Here is a 19,230-nt window from a genome sequence, read left to right on the forward strand (position 1 = left end):
CCGGCGCGGAAGCGGGGTAGTGACGTGACTGGCTGGCAGTTCTGGGTAGACCGAGGCGGCACCTTCACCGACATCGTCGCGCGACGTCCGGACGGCCGTCTGCTCACGCACAAGCTGCTCTCGGAGAATCCGGCACGCTACTCCGACGCGGCCGTCGCCGGCGTACGCCGACTGATGAACGGCTCCGAGGAGCCCGTCGAGGCCGTCCGCATGGGCACCACCGTCGCCACCAACGCCCTCCTGGAACGCAAGGGCGAGCGCACCCTCCTGGTCATCACCAGCGGCTTCCGCGACGCCCTGCGCATCGCCTACCAGAACCGCCCCCGCATCTTCGCCCGCCGCATCGAACTCCCGGAGCTGCTGTACGAGCGGGTCGTCGAGGTCGACGAACGCATCGCCGCCGACGGCACCGTCCTGCGCGCCCCCGACCTGGAAGCCCTCTCCGGGCCGCTGCAACAGGCCTACGACGACGGGATCCGTGCCGTCGCCGTGGTCTGCATGCACAGCCACCTCCACCCGGCCCACGAACAGGCCGTCGGGCAACTCGCCACCCGCATCGGCTTCCCCCAGATCTCGCTGTCCAGCGAGGTCAGCCCGCTGATGAAACTCGTACCGCGTGGGGACACCGCCGTCGTCGACGCCTACCTCTCGCCCGTACTGCGCCGTTACGTCCAGCATGTCGCCGACGAACTCCACGGTGTGCGGCTGATGTTCATGCAGTCCAACGGCGGTCTGGCCGAAGCCGGGCAGTTCCGCGGGAAGGACGCCATCCTCTCCGGCCCCGCAGGCGGCATCGTCGGCATGGCCCGCATGTCGCAGCTGGCCGGATTCGACCGTGTCATCGGCTTCGACATGGGCGGCACCTCCACCGATGTGTCGCACTTCGCCGGCGAGTACGAACGCGTCTTCACCACCCAGATCGCCGGTGTCCGGCTGCGCGCCCCCATGCTGGACATCCACACCGTCGCGGCGGGTGGGGGCTCCGTCCTGCACTTCGACGGCTCCCGCTACCGCGTGGGCCCCGACTCGGCGGGCGCGGACCCCGGTCCCGCCTGCTACCGCGGTGGCGGCCCGCTCGCCGTGACCGACGCCAATGTCATGCTCGGCCGGATCCAACCGGCCCACTTTCCGCCGGTGTTCGGCCCGGACGGCGACCAGCCGCTCGACGCGGACCTCGTCCGCGACCGGTTCGCCGTCCTCGCACGCGAGATCCGGGAACGCACCGGAGACGACCGCACCCCCGAGCAGGTCGCCGAGGGCTACCTCCAGATCGCCATCGCCAACATCGCCAACGCGGTCAAGCGGATCTCCGTGCAGAAGGGCCACGACGTCACCCGCTACGCCCTCACCACCTTCGGTGGTGCGGGTGGCCAGCACGCCTGCATGGTCGCCGACTCGCTCGGCATCCGCACCGTCCTCGTGCCGCCCATGGCCGGGGTCCTGTCCGCGCTCGGCATCGGCCTCGCTGACACCACCGCCATGCGCGAACAGTCCGTCGAGGCCCCCTTGGAGGCCGCCTCGATGCCGGGCGTCCTCAAGACCGCCGACAACCTGGCAGCCGCCGCACGCTCCGAACTCCTCGCCGAGGACGTCCCCGAGGACCGCGTCAAGGTCGTCCGCCGCGCGCAGCTCCGCTACGACGGCACCGACACCACGCTCACCGTCGAGCTCACCGAGCCCGGCACCATGCGCCGCACCTTCGAAGAACGTCATCGCGCCACGTACTCCTTCGTCCTCGACCGCCCGATCGTCGTCGAAGCCCTCTCCGTCGAAGCCACCGGCATCACCGAACCCCCCGATCTCTCCGCCCTGGCCACCCACCAAGGCCGTGCCTCCGCCCCCGACTCCGTCCGTCTCCACACGGGCGGCGCCTGGCGCGACGTACCCCTGCACCGCCGCGAGGACCTTCCTCCCGGCGAATCCGTCACCGGCCCCGCGATCATCGCCGAGGCCGGCGCGACGACCGTCGTCGACGACGGCTGGCGGGCCGCGACGACCGACGACGGGCATCTGGTCATGGAACGCGCGGCGATCACGGAGAGTTCCGATCTCGACACGAAAGCGGATCCCGTTCTGCTTGAGGTCTTCAACAACCTCTTCATGTCGATCGCCGAACAGATGGGCGCTCGCCTGGAGTCCACCGCCCAGTCCGTCAACATCAAGGAGCGCCTGGACTTCTCCTGCGCCCTCTTCGACCCGGACGGAAACCTGGTGGCCAACGCCCCCCACATCCCCGTCCACCTGGGTTCGATGGGCACCAGCGTCAAGGAGGTCATCCGCCGCCGCGGCGACTCGATGCGGCCCGGCGACACCTACGCGGTCAACGACCCGTACCACGGCGGCACCCACCTGCCCGACGTCACCGTGATCACCCCGGTCTTCGATACCCAGGGTGACGGGATCCTCTTCTACGTCGCCTCCCGCGGCCACCACGCCGAGATCGGCGGCATCGCCCCCGGCTCCATGCCCGCGAACAGCCGCAGCATCGAGGAGGAGGGCATCCTCTTCGACAACTGGCTGCTCGCCGAGGACGGCCGCTTCCGCGAGGAGGAGACCCTCCGGCTGCTCACCGAGGCGCCCTACCCCTCCCGCAACCCGAAGACCAACCTCGCCGACCTGCGCGCCCAGGTCGCGGCCAACCAGAAGGGCGTCGACGAAGTCGCCCGCATGATCGAGGACTTCGGCCTCGATGTCGTCCAGGCGTACATGAGGCACGTGCAGGACAACGCCGAGGAGGCCGTCCGGCGCGTCATCGACGCCCTCGACGACGGCGAGTACGCCTACGAGACCGACTCCGGCGCCGTCATCCGGGTACGCGTGCGCGTGGACCGGGAAAACCGCTGCGCCACCGTCGACTTCAGCGGTACGTCACCACAGCTGGCCACCAACTTCAACGCCCCCTTCGCCGTGGTCAACGCCGCCGTCCTGTACGTCTTCCGCACCCTCGTCGACGACGACATCCCGCTCAACGACGGCTGTCTGCGCCCCCTGAGGATCGTCGTACCGCCTCGCTCCATGCTCGCGCCCGAACCGCCGGCCGCGGTCGTCGCGGGCAATGTGGAGACCTCCCAGGCGATCACCGGCGCACTCTACGCGGCGCTCGGCGTCCAGGCCGAGGGCTCCGGCACCATGAACAACGTCACCTTCGGCAACGAACGCCACCAGTACTACGAGACCGTCGCCTCCGGATCCGGCGCGGGCGACGGCTTCCCCGGCGCGCCCGTCGTACAGACCCATATGACCAACTCGCGGCTCACCGACCCCGAAGTGCTGGAGTGGCGACTGCCCGTGCAGCTCGACGAGTTCGCCGTCCGGCGCGGCAGCGGCGGTGCCGGACGGTGGCGCGGAGGGGACGGCGCCGTGCGCAGGATCCGCTTCCACGAGCCGATGACCGTCTCCACGCTCTCCCAGCACCGCAGGGTCGCGCCGTACGGCCTGGCCGGCGGCGAACCGGGCGCGCTCGGCGCCAACCGTGTGGAGCGGGCGGACGGCACGGTCACCGCACTCGCCGGCAGCGGCGCGGCGGACGTCGGCCCCGGCGACGTACTCGTCATCGAAACCCCCGGCGGCGGAGGCTACGGCACACCGTCGCCCGACCCCCATCAAGCAGGAGAAGAGATCGATGATCTTCGGGCGTTCTGAGCGCGGCAAGCCCCCGGTCGAGCCCGTCACGCTCAAGATCCTGGTGGCCGGCGGCTTCGGGGTGGGCAAGACCACCCTGGTCGGCGCGGTCAGCGAGATCAGGCCGCTGCGCACCGAGGAGTTCCTCACCGAGGCCGGCCGCCCCATCGACGACACGAGCGGGGTGGAGGGCAAGAACACCACCACCGTGGCGATGGACTTCGGCCGCATCACGCTGCGCGAGGACCTTGTGCTGTACCTCTTCGGGACGCCCGGCCAGGAGCGGTTCTGGTTCATGTGGGACGAGCTCTCCGAGGGCGCGCTCGGTGCCGTCGTGCTGGCCGACACCCGCCGCCTGGAGGACTGCTTCGCCGCCGTCGACTACTTCGAACGGCGCTCCATACCCTTCCTCGTCGGCGTCAACTGCTTCGAGGGAGCCGCCCGTTACCCGGCCGAGGACATCAAGCGCGCCCTCGACCTCGACGACGACGTGCCGGTCGTGCTGTGCGACGCCCGCGACCGGGAGTCCGTCAAGGAGGTCCTCATCGGGGTCGTCCAGCACGCGATGGCCTACGCGGCCGACCGCAGGCAGGCGGTCACCACCTGAACCCGGCGTGCGCACGGCCCGTCCCCCCGCCGACCGGGGTACGGGCCGCGGCTCGTGGAGCACCGCACGCGCGCGTGTCTACTCCTCGCCGTCCTCCAGCCAGCCGAAGCTCCTCTCCACGGCCTTGCGCCAGTTGCGGTACTCACGGTCCCGCACCGCCGCCTCCATCGACGGCGTCCACTCGACGTCCTTCTGCCAATGGGCCTTGAGCTCGTCGAGGTCGTTCCACACACCGGTCGCGAGCCCGGCCGCGTACGCGGCGCCCAGACAGGTCGTCTCGGACACCCGGGGGCGGATCACCGGCACATCGAGCACATCCGCCTGGTGCTGCATGAGCAGGTTGTTCTTCGTCATGCCGCCGTCCACCTTCAGGGTGGTGATCTGCACTCCGGAGTCCTGGTACATGGCGTCCACGACCTCGCGCGTCTGCCAGCTCGTCGCCTCCAGCACGGCGCGCGCGAGATGCCCCTTGGTGACGTACCGGGTGAGGCCGGTGACCACCCCACGCGCGTCGGACCGCCAGTACGGCGCGAACAGGCCGGAGAACGCGGGCACGATGTACGCGCCTCCGTTGTCCTCGACACTGGCCGCCAGGGACTCGATCTCGTCCGCGGTGCGGATGATGCCGAGCTGGTCGCGGAACCACTGGACCAGCGCACCCGTTATGGCTATCGACCCCTCCAGGCAGTACACCGGCGCCTCACTGCCGATCTTGTAGCCCATCGTCGTCAGCAGGCCGCTCTTCGACGGCACCGGCCGGTTGCCGGTGTTGAGCAGCAGGAAGCTGCCCGTGCCGTACGTGTTCTTCGCGGTGCCCACGTCGTAGCAGGCCTGCCCGAAGACCGCCGCCTGCTGGTCGCCCAGCGCGGAGGCGACCGGCACCCCGGCGAGCTGGCCGACCGCGGTGCCGTACACCTCGGCGGACGACCGGATCTCGGGCAGCACCGCCTCGGGGACGTTCATGGCGGAGAGGATCGAGGAGTCCCACTGAAGGGTCTCCAGATTCATCAGCATGGTGCGCCCGGCGTTCGTCACGTCAGTGACGTGGTGGCCGCCGTCCGTGCCGCCCGTGAGGTTCCAGATCAGCCAGGAGTCGATGGTGCCGAAGGCGATCTCGCCGCGCTCGGCCCGGGCCCGCAGCCCTGGCACGTTGTCCAGCAGCCAGGCCGCCTTGGGCCCGGAGAAGTAGCTGGCCAGCGGCAGCCCGGTCTGCTCGCGGAAACGGTCCTGCCCGTCCGAGCCGCCGAGCTGGTTGCACAGTGCCGAGGTGCGGGTGTCCTGCCACACGATCGCGTTGTGCACCGGCTTGCCGGTCGCGCGGTCCCACAGGACGGTCGTCTCGCGCTGGTTGGTGATGCCGAGCGCGCTGAGCTGGTCCGCGCGCAGCCCGGCCTTGGCGAGGGCCCCGGCCACGACCGCCTGCACCTTGGACCAGATCTCGGTGGCGTCGTGCTCCACCCAGCCCGGCTTGGGGAAGATCTGGCGGTGTTCGCGCTGGTCGACGGCGACGATCGCGCCGTTCTGGTCGAAGACGATGCAGCGGCTGGAGGTGGTGCCCTGGTCGATAGCGGCGACGAACTTGTCCGTCATGACGTCCCCTTCGTCGGTTCCTTCAGAAGGCTGCGTTGAAGATGAGCCCGGACAGCGCCCCGCCGATCAGCGGTCCCACCACCGGGATCCACGCGTAACCCCAGTCCGAGGTGCCCTTGTTGGGGATCGGCAGGACGGCGTGCGTCAACCGTGGGCCCAGGTCGCGGGCCGGGTTGATGGCGTATCCGGTGGGACCGCCGAGCGACAGACCGATGCCGACCACCAGGAAGGAGACGATCAGGATCGCCGTACCGGACTCGCCGAGCCCCTCGGTCAGTCCGAACGCCAGGATCGGCAGCACCAGTCCGATGGTCGCGATGATCTCGGTGATGAGGTTCGCCACGGGATTGCGGATCGCGGGCGCGGTGGAGAAGATCCCGAGGGTCGGCTGCGCCTTGTCCTCCTCGGCGTTGGCCTGGAACTGCGCGAAGTAGACCAGCCAGCACAGCACCGCGCCGAGGATCGCGCCGACCATCTGCCCGGCGACGTAGATGGGGACCTTGTCCCACTCCCCGGTGTCGACCGCGATCCCCAAGGTCACCGCCGGGTTCAGATGCCCACCGGACAGCGGCGCGGCCGTGTACGCCCCGGCCAGCACCCCGAAGCCCCAGCCGAAGGCGATGACGACCCAGCCCGCGTCCTTCGCCTTGGAGTAGTTGAGTACGACGGCGGCGACGACTCCGGCGCCGAAAAGGATCAGGATCGCGGTTCCTATGACCTCACCGAGGAAGATGTCTCCATTGCTCATGGCGGCTCCTAGGCCCTGGCCCGGGATGATCGACCCCGGCCCTCCGTGCAGGGTGCGTTTCCCACGGCGACTTCAGCCGAAGGCAGGGAGTGTCCCGCGCCCCGCCCGGCGTCCGTGACGAGCGTGCCGTCGTCGTCGCATCGCCCCCGGGGAGTGGCCGTGGCTGGATCAGGCGGAGCCCGCGCGGCGCAGTGCCTGGTACGCCGTGAATGTACGGCGATGTCGACTGACACCGGAAGTGTTCACCGGTGTCCCAAGGGCGTCAAGGTCGCGGACGGCAACGGTTGAGGGCACGCCTGTGCGGCCGTACATGACAGGGACAGGCCCCGGATTCAGCCCCTGCCCGGTTCCACGACCGCCCACTGCGCCTGCGCGGCCGCGGCTCCGGCGCCGCGCCGGATCTCATGACCGGGCAGCCCGGCACGGCCCAGCACCCAACTGGCCCCGCGCAAGGACTTCGCGGCCTGCTTCAACGGCGCAAGGCAGGCGGCCGCCTGCCGGTGGTCCGCGACGCTCCCGGGCACGCACAGGACCGTCGCCAGGGAGAGCGTGACGGGCCGTCCGCCCGCCGACCAAGGGGCGTCCAGCACGGTGGCGGCCAGCGGGTCAAGGCCCTCCGGATCCGCAAGCACCAGGAAGTCGTCGCCGCCGATGTGCCCCACGCGCGTGCCGTCGGACGCCGCATGCTGCAAGGTCCGGCCGACCGCCCGGATCAACTCGTCGCCGGCCGCGAATCCCGCGCCGTCGTTGACCTGTTTGAAGTGGTCGACATCAAGCCAACTCAGGGCGAACGTCAGCCCGTCCGCGATCCGCCGGTCCACCTCGCCGGTGATGGCGTCCGAACCCGGCAGCCGCGTCAGCGGGTTGAGCCCGGCCGCCTCCTCGACACGCGACTCGGCGAGCGCCCGTACGAGATCCGCGAGCCGTACGACGCCCACACACCGCCCGTACCGGTCCACGACCGCCACGTCGTCGGACGTACGGTCCCGGTCGCCGACCGCCACAACGTCCAGCACTTCCCAGGCGGTGGCGTCGACGCCGACCGTCCGGGGCGGATCGCCGAGTTTGAACGCCGGGCGATCGGCGTACAGGGCATGGCCGTAGCGCCCCGACATGGACAGCAGAAAGCGGGAGCGGTGCACTGAGCGCACGGGCACCCCGCGCGTGTCGATGAGCAGCACCCCGGACACGTCCGGTGATCCGGTCAGGAGAGTGCGTACCTGGCCGGCCGAGGCGGTGGCGGGCAGCAGGGCGGCGGGCCGTACGAACTCCCGCACCGCCGGGCCCGAGCGCTGAGGCGTTCCGCCCCCGGGGCGGCGGGGCGGAACGTATACGTCCGCGGCGGGCAGCCGGGCGGGCGGCGCGAACAGCTCGCCCTGTGCCAGTTGCGCGCCGGCCGAAACCGCCGCCGCGCACTGCAGTTCCGTTTCGACACCCTCCACGCACAACAGCGCACCCAGCTCGTCGCACAGGGTCCGCATCGCACGCACCGCCGCCGACCGCGCCAGCAGCGACGCGTCGAGCTTCACGAGGTCGGGCGCCAGGTCGACGAGGAGCCGCAGGGGTACGTCGCCGTCCCCGACACCGTCCGCGCTGATCCGGAAGCCCTGCTCCCGCAGGGCCGCCACCGCCTCCAGCAGCGCCTGCTGAGGTACGTGTGTGTACGGTGGGACGATGTCGAGGGTCACCTCCCAGGGCATCCGGCCCGCCCCCCGTACGGCGTCGGCCAGTTGGGACAGTCCGCCGAGGTCGGCGAGGGTCCCTGCGAAGACGTTGACGTGCAGCGGCAGCAGGGTCTCCTTGCGGGCGGCCGCCCGGACCGCCGACACGGCGAGGCCGCTGTCGAGTTCGGGGTCCCGCCGGGCTTCGGCGAGGATGTCGCCGGTCTCCGGACGGGCAAGAACCTCCAGCCCCGCCACTCCACCGGTCGTCAGATTGACCACCGGCTGGAAGGCGAAGCGGAGAGTATCCGACCAGGAGTGCACGGGAGCATAATCGCGCTCCCTTCGCGCGCCCGAGCCCAGTTCATGAGACGTTCACGCAGGATTCCGGGATGGTCACAGAGCGTGGACTCCTCCCACATTCGCCCCTCGTCCACCGCCCGTATCAGCGCACCGCGATCACTGCCGAGCCATGCCCGAACAACCCCTGGTTCGCCGAGACACCCACCCGCGCGCCCGCGATCTGGCGCTCGCCCGCAGCGTCCCTCAACTGCCAGGTCAGCTCGCACACTTGGGCGAGAGCCTGGGCGGGAACGGCCTCACCGAAGGAGGCGAGCCCGCCGCTGGCGTTCACGGGTATACGACCACCCGGGCTCGTCGCGCCCTCCCGCAGCAACTTCGCGCCCTCGCCCTCGGCGCACAGTCCCAGATCCTCGTACCACTGCAACTCCAGCGCGGTGGACAGGTCGTAGACCTCCGCGAGGGAGAGGTCCTCGGGGCCGACCCCCGCCTCCTCGTAGGCGGCGGTGGCGATCGATGCCCGGAACGGCTCCGCGCCGGGCTCCACCACGACGGCCGAGTCCGTCGCGATGTCCGGCAGATCGAGCACGGTGTTGGGGTAGCGCGGGGTCACCGTCGACACTGCGCGGATCCGCACCGGCTCCGCCACACCGTGCCGCCGCGCGAACTCCATGCTGGACAGCACCAGCGCCGCCCCGCCGTCCGAGGTCGCGCAGATGTCCAGCAGCCGCAGCGGATCGGCGACCACCGCCGAGGCGGCCACCTCCTCCGCCGTGACCCGCTTGCGATAGCGCGCGTACGGATTGAGCGCCCCCATGGTGGAGTTCTTCACCTTGACCTGCGCGAAGTCCTCGGGCGTGTCCCCGTGCAGCGCCATGCGCCGGCGCGCGTACAGCCCGAAGTACGTCGGATTCGTCGCCCCGAGGACCCGGAAGCGGAGCCAGTCCGGATCGTCGGGCCGGTCCCCTCCCGCCGGCCGGAAGAAGCCCTTGGGGGCGGCATCGGCTCCCACCACGAGCACCGTGTCCGCCAGCCCTGCCAGGATCTGCGCCCGCGCGGCACCAATGGCCTGCGCCCCGGACGCGCACGCGGCGTACACGCTGGTGACCCGGGCACCCTGCCAGCCGAGCGCCTTCGCGAACGTCGCCCCGGCGACATACCCCGGATAACCGCCCCGCACGGTGTCCGCGCCGACGATCGACCGGACGTCCCGCCACTCCAACCCCGCGTCGGCGAGCGCGGCACGAGCGGCCACCGCGCCGTACTCGACGAAGCGGCGCCCCCACTTGCCCCACGGGTGCAGCCCCACGCCGAGCACCGCCACATCCCCCGCCATACCCTCACCGCCCCCTCGTCGGCCGCCACTGCCAGGTCGTCCAGACCGCCTCCGCGTCCTCATGGAGCACGCCCGGCACGATCTCCACCTCCATGCCCACCGCCAGATCACCGACGGTGACGCCGGGAGCCGCCTGCCCCAGCACCACCAGGCGCTCGGCGGCCAGTTCCACAGCGATCAACGTGTACGGCTCCCACGGAAGTTCCGGATTGGTCACATAGGGTGACGGCGGTCGATATCGGCTGTCCGTGTACGACCAGACGCGGCCCCGCCGGGACAGCGGGGCCTCCTCCAGATCGCCGCCGGGGCACCCGGGGTTGCGACAGTGCGCGTCGTCACGGGGGAAGAAGACAGTTGCGCAGGCAGAGCAGCGCGTTCCGAGAAGCCGGAAGTCGTCTCCGTCCCCAGCGAACCATCCGGCGACCACGGGCGTACGTGTACGTGACAAAACCCCTCCCCGGGAACGGATCTGACGGAACGTCAGAAGTGTGCCACGGGCATCCGGGAATGGGCACCGGTCCCTCCACCCCAGTGCAGCTCCCGCCCCCGGAAGACGTCCTTCCCGTGATCGGATACAGTCCGCCGCGTGTCCGAAACTCAACACTCCAACCCCAACTCCGCGCCCAGCTCGCATTGTTCGAGCTGTGGGGCGCCTTATGGAGAGGGCGTCACCGGCTGGCCCCGCACGTGCCCGGTCTGCGGCACGGTGGCCTACCGCAGTCCGCTCCCGGTCGCCGTCGCGCTCCAGCCCGTGTACGACACGAAGGGCACTGCCCTGGTCGTCATCACGCGAACCATCGCTCCCGCGCGCGGGAGCGTCGCTCTGCCCGGCGGCTACCTCGACCACCGCGAGGACTGGCGGCAGGCCGTGGTCCGCGAGCTCAAGGAAGAGACCGGCATCGACGCCGCCGCCCGGGATGTACGGCTGGTGGACGCGATGAGCTCGCCCGACGGCCATCTCCTGCTGTTCGGGCTTCTCCCGGAGCGGCCGGCCGACACCCTCCCGCCGTCCGCCGAGACGGACGAGACGGAGGGCTGGCACCTCCTGCGCCGCCCGGAGGAGCTTGCCTTCCCCCTGCACACCGTGGTCGTACGGGCCTGGTTCGAAGGCCGCTACATCTGAGCTCAGGCCTGCGCGAGCCCTCGCATCCGCACCGGGTAGGGCGGCTCGCTCACGCCGCCCTCACTCTCCCGCTCCACGACCACCTGCCGGCCCTCCCACCGGGCGACGTACCGCTCGACCTCCGGTTCGTCCCAGCCGTCGCCCGCGTCCGGCACGACCAGCCCGCCCCCGGTCCGGCCCCGGGCCGGTGCCCACACCTCCAGCTCCAGTCCGCCGTCCTCCCCACGCACGGGCAGGACCGCACCCGCGCGCGCGAGCACCGGGATACGGGACAGCGGCGCGTCGACCAGCACCTGACCCGGCCCCTCGTACACCCGCTCCGTCGCCGTGTCGTACCACCGCCCCCGCGGCAGCTGCACCGCACGCCGGTCCGCGCCCGGATCGAGGACCGGAGCCACCAGCAGACAGTCACCCAGCAGGAAGGCGTCCTCGCAGTCACGCAACGCCCGGTCCTCGGGAGCGCCCCACCACAGCGGCCGCACATAGGGGGCCCCGGTCCGCCGAGCCAGATGCGCCAACGTCACGAAGTACGGCTGCAGCCGCCGGCGCTCGACAAGCGCCACGCGCGCGTGCTCCAACACCTCAAGACCGAACTCCCACGGTTCCCTGCGCCCGGCCCGCATGCTCGCGTGCGTACGGAACAGCGGCAGATACGCGGCCAATTGGAACCACCGCAGATAGAGCTCGGGAGACGGATTCCCGTCGAAACCCCCCACGTCCGGCCCCGAGTACGGCACTCCGCACAGCCCGAGCCCCATCACAAGGGACAAGGAGGCCCGCAGTCCGGGCCACCCCGTCGCCAGATCACCCGACCACGTCCCGCCGTAGCGCTGGAGACCGGCCCAGCCGGAGCGAGAGAAAACGAAGGGCCGCTCCTGGGGCGCCAGTTCGCGCAGCCCCTCGTACGCCGCCCTGGCCATGCACAGCCCGTAGACGTTGTGCGCCTCGCGGTGGTCGCCGCCCCGCCCCTCCAGGGAATGCCGGGCAGAACGCGGCAGCGTCGACTCCCCGAACGCGGCGAACGACGTGGGTTCGTTCATGTCGTGCCAGAAGCCCGCGAACCCCTGCGCAAGCCGCTCCTCGTAGAGCCCGCCCCACCACTCACGCACGCGTGCGTGAGTGAAGTCCGGAAACACCGCTTCCCCCGGCCAGACGACTCCCTCCACGAGCCGGCCGGAGGCGTCCCGCACGAACGCGTCCACCGCAGACCCGCTGTCGTACACCGCGTTGCCGGGAACGGCTTTGACCGCCGGATCGACGATCGACACCAGCCGGACCCCGTCCCGTCGCAGCTCCTCGGCGAGCTGGGGCAGCTTCGGGAAGCGATCATGGTCGACGGTGAAGGCCTGATGGCCGTCATAGTGGTCGATGTCCAGATGGACCGCGTCGAGCGGCAGCCTGCGCTCCAGGTACCCCGAAACGATCCGCCGCACTTCCTGCTCACTGCCGAAGCCCCACCGCGCGTGATGGTGCCCGAGCGCCCACGCGGGCGGCAGAGCCGGCGCCCCCGTGAGCGAGGCCCAGGTGAGCAGCACGCGCGCGGGCGTGCCCACCATGACCCAGCAGCGCAGCGGCCCGCCCTCCATCCGCAGCTCGCACGTCCCGGCCCGGTCGTGCCCGGAACCGGCCCCCTCCTCGCCCTCCCGCAACGTCACCGTGCCGTCCCACGAGGTGTCGTGGAACACCAGATGCGTGGCAGCGTCGGCCACCACCATCTGCACCGGCATCGTGATGTACAGCGGATCGTCGTCCGGCCCGAAGGCATGACCGGGGTCGGTGTTCCACAGGTGGTACGTCCCGTCCTTCAGCCGGGGCCCCGAGGCCCGCCCGCCGAGCCCGAAGAATCGCGCGTCAGCGGCCACTTCCGACCGCTGCATCCAGCGCGCCTGACCGCCCGCCACCGGCTCCCACCACCGCGGCGGCAGATCACGGCGCAGAGTGACGCCACCGGGCGTCCGCACCTCGACGGCACCGTGTCGCGAGACCACGACCGTCACCCGTTCGGCCACCACCCGCCAGCCGCCGTCCTTGTCCGGCTCCAGGAGGGCCCGGGGATCCGGCTCCGGACACCGTCCGGCCAGCGCGTACGACGGCTCGGCCTCCGCCCCGTCCCAGCCCCAGAACACGGCACCGTTCACCGTCACCGTGATGCGCAGCAGAGTCCGGCTGAACCGCAGGACGCCACCGCCCGGCCCGGGCTCCACATGCTGCACGGGTCCGGGCACGCGCGCGCGTTCGGCCCCCCTGGGCGGCAGCCCGGCGGCATCCGCGCGCCGCCTGCGCCATGCCGCCCGCACGGTACGCAACCCCTGGGCCGCCCCCGTAGAACCGACCACCTTCATCGAACGCACCAGGTCACGACCGTCCATGCTGCTCAGCCTGCCATTGACTGCCCCACGCGTGCGTGTCGTTCAACTGCCGTTCACCCGTGCTGGGACCACATCTTCACGACACGGACTATGTGGGGCGCACCCTGGTGCAGGAGTCGATCACATGGCATCGTCCGTGTCAGCCGCGTCACGCGCACACCCCAGCTCGTGCGCGGACGACGCACACCACGCGCACAGTCCGGGAGCCGCCCCATGTCGACCCTGAACCCCGAGCCGCTCTGGCAGCCGGATCCGGAACGCATCGCCCAGGCACAGGTCACAAAGTTCCAGGCCTGGGCTTCAGAACGCCACGGAGCCCCGGCCGAAGGCGGCTACGCGGCACTGCACCGCTGGTCCGTCGACGAACTGGACACCTTCTGGCAAGCCGTCACCGAGTGGTTCGCTGTACGGTTCTCGACGCCCTACGCGCGCGTGCTGGGCAGCCGCGCGATGCCGGGCGCCCAGTGGTTCCCCGGGGCGACCCTGAACTACGCCGAACACGCCCTCCGCGCCGCCGCGACCCGCGCCGACGAACCCGCGCTCCTCCACGTCGACGAGACCCACGAACCCACCCCGGTGACCTGGTCCGAGCTGCGCCGCCAGGTCGGCTCCCTCGCCGCCGAACTGCGCGCCCTCGGCGTACGCCCAGGAGACCGCGTCAGCGGCTACCTCCCGAACATCCCGCAGGCCGTTGTCGCCCTGCTCGCCACGGCGGCCGTCGGCGGTGTCTGGACCTCCTGCGCCCCCGACTTCGGCGCCCGCAGCGTCCTCGACCGCTTCCAGCAGGTCGAACCGGTCGTCCTGTTCACCGTCGACGGCTACCGCTACGGCGGCAAGGAACACGACCGCCGCGACACCGTCGCCGAACTGCGCCGCGAACTGCCCACCCTGCGCGCCGTCGTCCACATCCCGCTGCTCGGTACCGAAGCCCCCGACGGCGCCCTGGAATGGTCGGCCCTCACCGGCGCCGACACCGAACCCGTCTTCGAGCAGGTGCCCTTCGACCATCCCCTGTGGGTGCTTTACTCCTCCGGCACCACCGGCCTGCCCAAGGCCATCGTCCAGTCCCAGGGCGGCATCCTCGTCGAGCACCTCAAACAACTCGGTCTGCACTGCGACCTCGGCCCCGAGGACACGTTCTTCTGGTACACCTCGACCGGCTGGATGATGTGGAACTTCCTCGTCTCCGGCCTCCTCACCGGCACCACGATCGTCCTCTACGACGGCAGCCCGGGCTACCCGGACACCGGCGCCCAGTGGCGCGTCGCCGAACGCACCGGCGCCACCCTGTACGGCACCTCCGCCGCTTACGTCATGGCCTGCCGCAAAGCGGACGTGCACCCGGGACGCGACTTCGACCTCTCGAAGGTGCAGTGCGTAGCGACGACCGGTTCACCGCTGCCGCCCGACGGCTTCCGCTGGCTGCACGACGAGGTCCGCGAGAACCTCTGGATCGCCTCCGTCAGCGGCGGAACCGACGTCTGCTCCTGCTTCGCGGGAGCCGTACCGGCCCTCCCCGTCCACATCGGCGAGCTCCAGGCCCCCAGTCTCGGTACCGACCTGCAGTCCTGGGACCCGAGCGGCAAGCCTCTGATCGACGAGGTCGGCGAGCTGGTGGTCACCAACCCGATGCCCTCCATGCCGATCCACTTCTGGAACGACCCCGACGGCAGCCGCTACCACGACAGCTACTTCGACACCTACCCCGGCGTGTGGCGCCACGGAGACTGGATCACCGTCAGCTCACGCGGCTCGGTCGTCATCCACGGCCGCTCCGACTCCACGCTCAACCGCCAGGGCGTCCGGATGGGCTCGGCCGACATCTACGAAGCCGTCGAGCGGCTTCCCGAGATCAAGGAATCCCTGGTCGTCGGCATCGAACAGCCCGACGGCGGCTACTGGATGCCGCTCTTCGTCCACCTGGCTCCCGGAGCGGTCCTCGACGAGACCCTGCTCGACCGCATCAAGCAGACCATCCGCGAACAGCTCTCACCGCGCCACGTTCCCGACGAGGTCATCGAGGTACCGGGCGTCCCTCACACCCTCACCGGCAAGCGCATCGAGGTACCCGTCAAGCGCCTCCTCCAGGGCACCCCCCTGGACAAGGCCGTCAACCCGGGCTCCATCGACAACCTCGACCTCCTGCACTTCTACGAGGACCTCGCCCGCAAGCGCTCCTGACAGAGGGCGCCGGAACAGCCCCGCAGCCTGGCCTCGAACCGCCGAACACATCGGCAAAGTCCGAGGCCAGGCCCATTGTCAGTGCCCCCGGTTACTGTGAGTGAGCATTGATCGACCGTGCACAGGGGGAACCATGGCGTACACCGACCACCAGACCATGCGACGCGTCCTGCGCCGCGAAATCGCCGGCACCATCGGCGTGCTCACCGACGAGCACGACTTCCGCGCCATGCGGCGCTATCGCAGCTTCACCTTCGACGACCACACCATCTACCTCCAACAGGTCGAGGCGCTCCTCAAAACACGAACCTCCCAGGGCAGCCACACCACAGTGGCGCTCTTCGACCCGCAGGAATACGCCGAATTCTGCGCCGACACGGGCCTGGACCCCGACAACCCGTCCAGCCGCACCCGCTTCACCGCCGAACTCGCCACCACGGGCCCCACCCTTCCCTACGACGGCCAGCCCCTGGCCGACCTCGTCCCGGACCTCATCGACGAGGCAGTCCGCCAGGCCACGTGGGAGTACGCGTCCACCCTCCTGGCCCGCCTGGGAACCTGCGCCACCTGCGGCGAGGACATCGGCCGCGCCGCCTTCGCCCGGGCCTCGTCCCTGCTCGTCCGGATCCTCGAGACCGCCCGCCCCGGCCATCGGCATCTCGTCTGCAGCGTCTCCGGCACACCAGAAGCACTGGTCTCCGTCCTGCACGCCGACGTGGACGCGGGCGGCACCACAGAACTCGACGAGGCCGAAGCCCTCGAATTCACGACAGTGCTCGCTCTCGGCATCGCCACCCAGAGCGCCGGCGGACTCGTCATGCGCACCAGCACACCCGGCACCACCGACACCATCTACGGCTGGCGCCTGCGCGGAGACGGCCTCGAACCCCTCACCGCCGGCGAAGTCTTCGACGCGTACTGCACGGACATCGAGTCCGGCGATCTCATCTCCCCGGAGTCAGGCGTCGACTACACCGTCCCGCCGGACCTCGGAGAAGCGGGAGCGGCGTCAGGACACGCGCACTGAATGGGGGAGGGGCGCCCCACCCGAAGATGGAGCGCCCCTCAAGACCGGACGATCAGCGCCCAGGGACCGACTACTCGCCGGACAGCACGGCCTGCGCCGCGTTACGCGCTCCCTCGGCGCTGTCCGCCGCCCGCGCGGCAGCCGCGGCCCGCTCGCACTGCGCCAGCGTGTACTTGGCGAGGGTCGCCCGCACATAGGGAATCGACGCCGCACCCATGGAAAGGGAGGTGACACCCAGGCCCGTCAGCACACACGCCAACAGCGGGTCGGACGCGGCCTCACCGCAGACACCACAGCTCTTGCCCTCCGCCTTCGCCGCCTCCGCGGACAGCGCCACCAGGTCCAGCAGCGCCGGCTGCCACGGGTCCTGCAGACGGGACACCGCGCCCACCTGGCGGTCGGCGGCGAACGTGTACTGCGCGAGGTCGTTGGTGCCCAGGGACAGGAACTCGACCTCCTGAAGGATCGAGCGCGCCCGCAGCGCTGCCGACGGAATCTCCACCATCGCGCCGAACTTCGCCTGAAGCCCGGCAGCACGACAGGCGTCCGCGAACGCCTTGGCGTCGGCACGGTCGGCCACCATCGGGGCCATGACCTCAAGGTAGACCGGCAGACCCTCGGCCGCCTTGGCCAGCGCCGTCAGCTGGGTGCGCAGGATCTCCGGGTGGTCGAGCAGCGTCCGCAGCCCGCGCACGCCCAGAGCCGGGTTCGGCTCGTCGGCAGGAGTGAGGAAGTCCAGCGGCTTGTCCGCACCCGCGTCCAGCACCCGCACGACGACACGGCCCTCGGGGAAGGCCTCAAGCACCTGACGGTAGGCCTCGACCTGCTTCTCCTCCGACGGCGCCTTCTTGCTGTCGTCGAGGAAGAGGAACTCGGTACGGAACAGGCCGACACCCTCGGCACCGGCCTCGACCGCGGCCGGCACGTCCGACGGGCCACCCACGTTGGCCAGCAGCGGCACCTTGTGACCGTCGGCCGTGGCGCCCGGACCGGTCGAGGCCGCCAGAGCGGCCTTGCGCTCGGCCGCCGCGGTCTCCAGCTGCCCCTTCTTCTCCTCGCTCGGGTTCACGAAGATCTCGCCGGTGCTGCCGTCGACGGCGATCAACGTGCCCTCGGCGAGCTCACCGACCCCGGGCAGCGCCACCACAGCCGGGACGCCGAGAGCCCGCGCCAGGATCGCGCTGTGGCTGGTGGGCCCACCCTCCTCGGTGACGAAGCCGAGCACCAGGGTCGGGTCCAGCAGTGCCGTGTCGGCCGGCGCGAGGTCACGGGCCACCAGGACATAAGGCTCGTCGCTGTCCGGGACACCCGGCATCGGCACCCCGAGCAGACGGGCGACGATACGATTCCGCACGTCGTCGAGGTCGGCCACGCGACCCGCCAGGTACTCACCGGCGCTCGCCAACAGCTCGCGGTACGCCGCGAAGGCGTCGTACACCGCGCGCTCGGCCGTACTGCCGACGGCGATACGGCGATCCACATCCGCCATCAACTCGGGATCCTGGGCCATCATGGCCTGGGCCTCAAGAACCGCCTGGGCTTCGCCCCCCGCCAGATTGCCGCGCGCAATCAGGTCGGCTGCCACAGCCTCCACGGCCTTGCGGGCGCGCCCCTGTTCACGCTCCGCCTCCTCCGCCGGGATCTGCTTGGCCGGCGGTTCGAGGACCGCCGTTCCCATGTGCCGAACCTCGCCGATCGCCACACCGTGGCTCACGCCGACGCCTCGCAGCGTTGTCTCCATCTCACCCGTCTCCGTTAGCGCGGCGGATCCCGCCGCCGCGGTGGTTGTCCCTACTTGCCGTCGCAGGACGGCGCTGACGTCACTTCCAGAGGAAGAGGCTGTCGCCGGCCTTCACATCGCCCTCGTCACGGAGATCGGCGAGAGCCTCGGCGGTGGCCTCAAGAGCGACGATCGGGCACACCGGGGACTTTCCGGCGGCCTCGACGGCGACCGGGTCCCAGCGCACCACGCTCTGGCCGCGGGTCACGGTGTCGCCCTTGTTCACGAGCAGCTCGAAGCCCTCGCCGTTGAGCTGCACGGTGTCGATGCCCAGGTGAGTGAGAACGCCGTGGCCCTGCTCGTCCACTACTACGAACGCGTGCGGATGGAGGGAAACGATGACTCCGTCCACGGGGGATACGGCCTCGGAAGGCTCACGGACGGGGTCGATCGCTGTACCCGGGCCGACCATGGCCCCGGAGAAGACCGGATCCGGCACTGCCGCCAGTCCGATGGCGCGTCCTGCGAGCGGGGACGTCACGGTGGTCATGGGAAGCCTCCCAGGGGTGGAGATTCATATGGGCCGTCACTGCCTGTACCGGACGGCGCACTGTTCAGCAGGGTATGTCATATGAAGTACGGGTTCCGCATGAGAGGAGCCGTCCGGTGGTCTAGACCATAACCCCAAACGATTTGCACCCGCTCCGCGGCCCCGTGTACAGTCGTACTCCTGCTTGAGGCAGAGCGACGCGAACCAAGCGTCATTGCCTGGCAGCACCCAACTTGTCAGATCCTATCTCGGGGTTACCTTCTGCATGCCCGCAGGATGGTGGTCAGGGAGTCGGAAAAACCCTGATAGAGTTTGGAAACACCGAAGGGAAGCCCGGAGGAAAGCCCGTGAGGGTGAGTACAAAGGAAGCGACCGTTCCTTGAGAACTCAACAGCGT

13 protein-coding genes are annotated in these 19,230 nt (G+C 70.5%); 5 read left to right on the forward strand and 8 right to left on the reverse strand.

Translation table 11 applies throughout. From position 1 onward, the window contains the following. Positions 1-24: 24 nt before the first annotated feature. Both RMT89_RS27120 and RMT89_RS27125 read left to right on the forward strand, forming a co-directional pair. Positions 25-3,642: a hydantoinase B/oxoprolinase family protein gene (locus RMT89_RS27120; protein ID WP_315886402.1), complete on the forward strand. Its 3,618-nt coding sequence runs from the start codon at positions 25-27 to the stop codon at positions 3,640-3,642. Continuing rightward, positions 3,623-4,228 carry an ATP/GTP-binding protein gene (locus RMT89_RS27125; protein ID WP_315886403.1) on the forward strand — a complete coding sequence of 202 codons (606 nt, stop codon included), beginning with the start codon at positions 3,623-3,625 and terminating at the stop codon, positions 4,226-4,228. The genes RMT89_RS27120 and RMT89_RS27125 overlap by 20 nt, the downstream gene beginning before the upstream one ends. Before the next feature lie 78 nt (positions 4,229-4,306). Here the strand turns inward: RMT89_RS27125 and glpK are convergent, their stop codons facing one another. The 5 genes from glpK to RMT89_RS27150 all read right to left on the reverse strand — a co-directional run bounded on the left by glpK (position 4,307) and on the right by RMT89_RS27150 (position 10,290). Further along, entirely contained in the window at positions 4,307-5,818 is a 1,512-nt protein-coding gene (glpK, locus tag RMT89_RS27130; RefSeq protein ID WP_315886404.1) for a glycerol kinase GlpK, read from the reverse strand. 22 nt (positions 5,819-5,840) lie between these two features. Then, positions 5,841-6,566, reverse strand: a complete 726-nt coding sequence (locus RMT89_RS27135) for an MIP/aquaporin family protein (protein WP_315886405.1) — start codon at positions 6,564-6,566, stop codon at positions 5,841-5,843. A 332-nt stretch (positions 6,567-6,898) separates the two neighbouring features. Continuing rightward, positions 6,899-8,551: a GGDEF domain-containing protein gene (locus tag RMT89_RS27140; protein ID WP_315886406.1), complete on the reverse strand. Its 1,653-nt coding sequence runs from the start codon at positions 8,549-8,551 to the stop codon at positions 6,899-6,901. A gap of 121 nt (positions 8,552-8,672) precedes the next feature. Next, positions 8,673-9,863, reverse strand: coding sequence for a lipid-transfer protein (locus RMT89_RS27145; protein WP_315886407.1), 1,191 nt, complete (start codon positions 9,861-9,863; stop codon positions 8,673-8,675). A 4-nt stretch (positions 9,864-9,867) separates the two neighbouring features. Beyond that, positions 9,868-10,290, reverse strand: a complete 423-nt coding sequence (locus RMT89_RS27150) for a zinc ribbon domain-containing protein (RefSeq protein WP_315886417.1) — start codon at positions 10,288-10,290, stop codon at positions 9,868-9,870. 159 nt (positions 10,291-10,449) lie between these two features. Here RMT89_RS27150 and RMT89_RS27155 point away from each other — a divergent pair, with 159 nt between their 5' ends. Further along, a complete protein-coding gene (locus tag RMT89_RS27155) occupies positions 10,450-10,986 on the forward strand; it encodes an NUDIX domain-containing protein (RefSeq protein WP_315886408.1) in 537 nt (178 codons plus the stop codon). Positions 10,987-10,988: 2 nt separating this feature from the next. Here RMT89_RS27155 and RMT89_RS27160 read toward each other — a convergent pair whose 3' ends face one another. Beyond that, on the reverse strand, positions 10,989-13,355 hold the full coding sequence (locus RMT89_RS27160) for a TIM-barrel domain-containing protein (RefSeq protein ID WP_315886409.1): 2,367 nt from the start codon (positions 13,353-13,355) through the stop codon (positions 10,989-10,991). Positions 13,356-13,568: 213 nt separating this feature from the next. Here RMT89_RS27160 and RMT89_RS27165 point away from each other — a divergent pair, with 213 nt between their 5' ends. Continuing rightward, positions 13,569-15,536, forward strand: coding sequence for an acetoacetate--CoA ligase (locus RMT89_RS27165; RefSeq protein ID WP_315886410.1), 1,968 nt, complete (start codon positions 13,569-13,571; stop codon positions 15,534-15,536). 133 nt (positions 15,537-15,669) lie between these two features. Next, positions 15,670-16,563: a hypothetical protein gene (locus RMT89_RS27170; RefSeq protein WP_315886411.1), complete on the forward strand. Its 894-nt coding sequence runs from the start codon at positions 15,670-15,672 to the stop codon at positions 16,561-16,563. Between the two features lie 70 nt (positions 16,564-16,633). Here RMT89_RS27170 and ptsP read toward each other — a convergent pair whose 3' ends face one another. Next, complete coding sequence (gene ptsP, locus RMT89_RS27175; protein WP_315886412.1) at positions 16,634-18,304, reverse strand: phosphoenolpyruvate--protein phosphotransferase; 1,671 nt, start codon at positions 18,302-18,304, stop codon at positions 16,634-16,636. 79 nt (positions 18,305-18,383) lie between these two features. Further along, positions 18,384-18,833 (reverse strand): PTS glucose transporter subunit IIA, encoded by a 450-nt coding sequence (locus RMT89_RS27180; protein WP_315886413.1) that lies wholly within the window; start codon positions 18,831-18,833, stop codon positions 18,384-18,386. Between the last annotated feature and the right edge of the window lie 397 nt (positions 18,834-19,230).

The sequence above is a fragment of the Streptomyces sp. P17 genome (assembly GCF_032436805.1).
GTDB lineage: Bacteria > Actinomycetota > Actinomycetes > Streptomycetales > Streptomycetaceae > Streptomyces.

Coding starts and splice junctions, on each gene's coding strand:
- RMT89_RS27125 (WP_315886403.1), top strand. CDS start 3,623: ATGATCTTCGGGCGTTCTGAGCGCGGCAAGCCCCCGGTCGAGCCCGTC.
- RMT89_RS27180 (WP_315886413.1), bottom strand. CDS start 18,833: ATGACCACCGTGACGTCCCCGCTCGCAGGACGCGCCATCGGACTGGCG.
- ptsP (WP_315886412.1), bottom strand. CDS start 18,304: ATGGAGACAACGCTGCGAGGCGTCGGCGTGAGCCACGGTGTGGCGATC.
- glpK (WP_315886404.1), bottom strand. CDS start 5,818: ATGACGGACAAGTTCGTCGCCGCTATCGACCAGGGCACCACCTCCAGC.
- RMT89_RS27135 (WP_315886405.1), bottom strand. CDS start 6,566: ATGAGCAATGGAGACATCTTCCTCGGTGAGGTCATAGGAACCGCGATC.
- RMT89_RS27170 (WP_315886411.1), top strand. CDS start 15,670: ATGGCGTACACCGACCACCAGACCATGCGACGCGTCCTGCGCCGCGAA.
- RMT89_RS27145 (WP_315886407.1), bottom strand. CDS start 9,863: ATGGCGGGGGATGTGGCGGTGCTCGGCGTGGGGCTGCACCCGTGGGGC.
- RMT89_RS27160 (WP_315886409.1), bottom strand. CDS start 13,355: ATGGACGGTCGTGACCTGGTGCGTTCGATGAAGGTGGTCGGTTCTACG.
- RMT89_RS27165 (WP_315886410.1), top strand. CDS start 13,569: ATGTCGACCCTGAACCCCGAGCCGCTCTGGCAGCCGGATCCGGAACGC.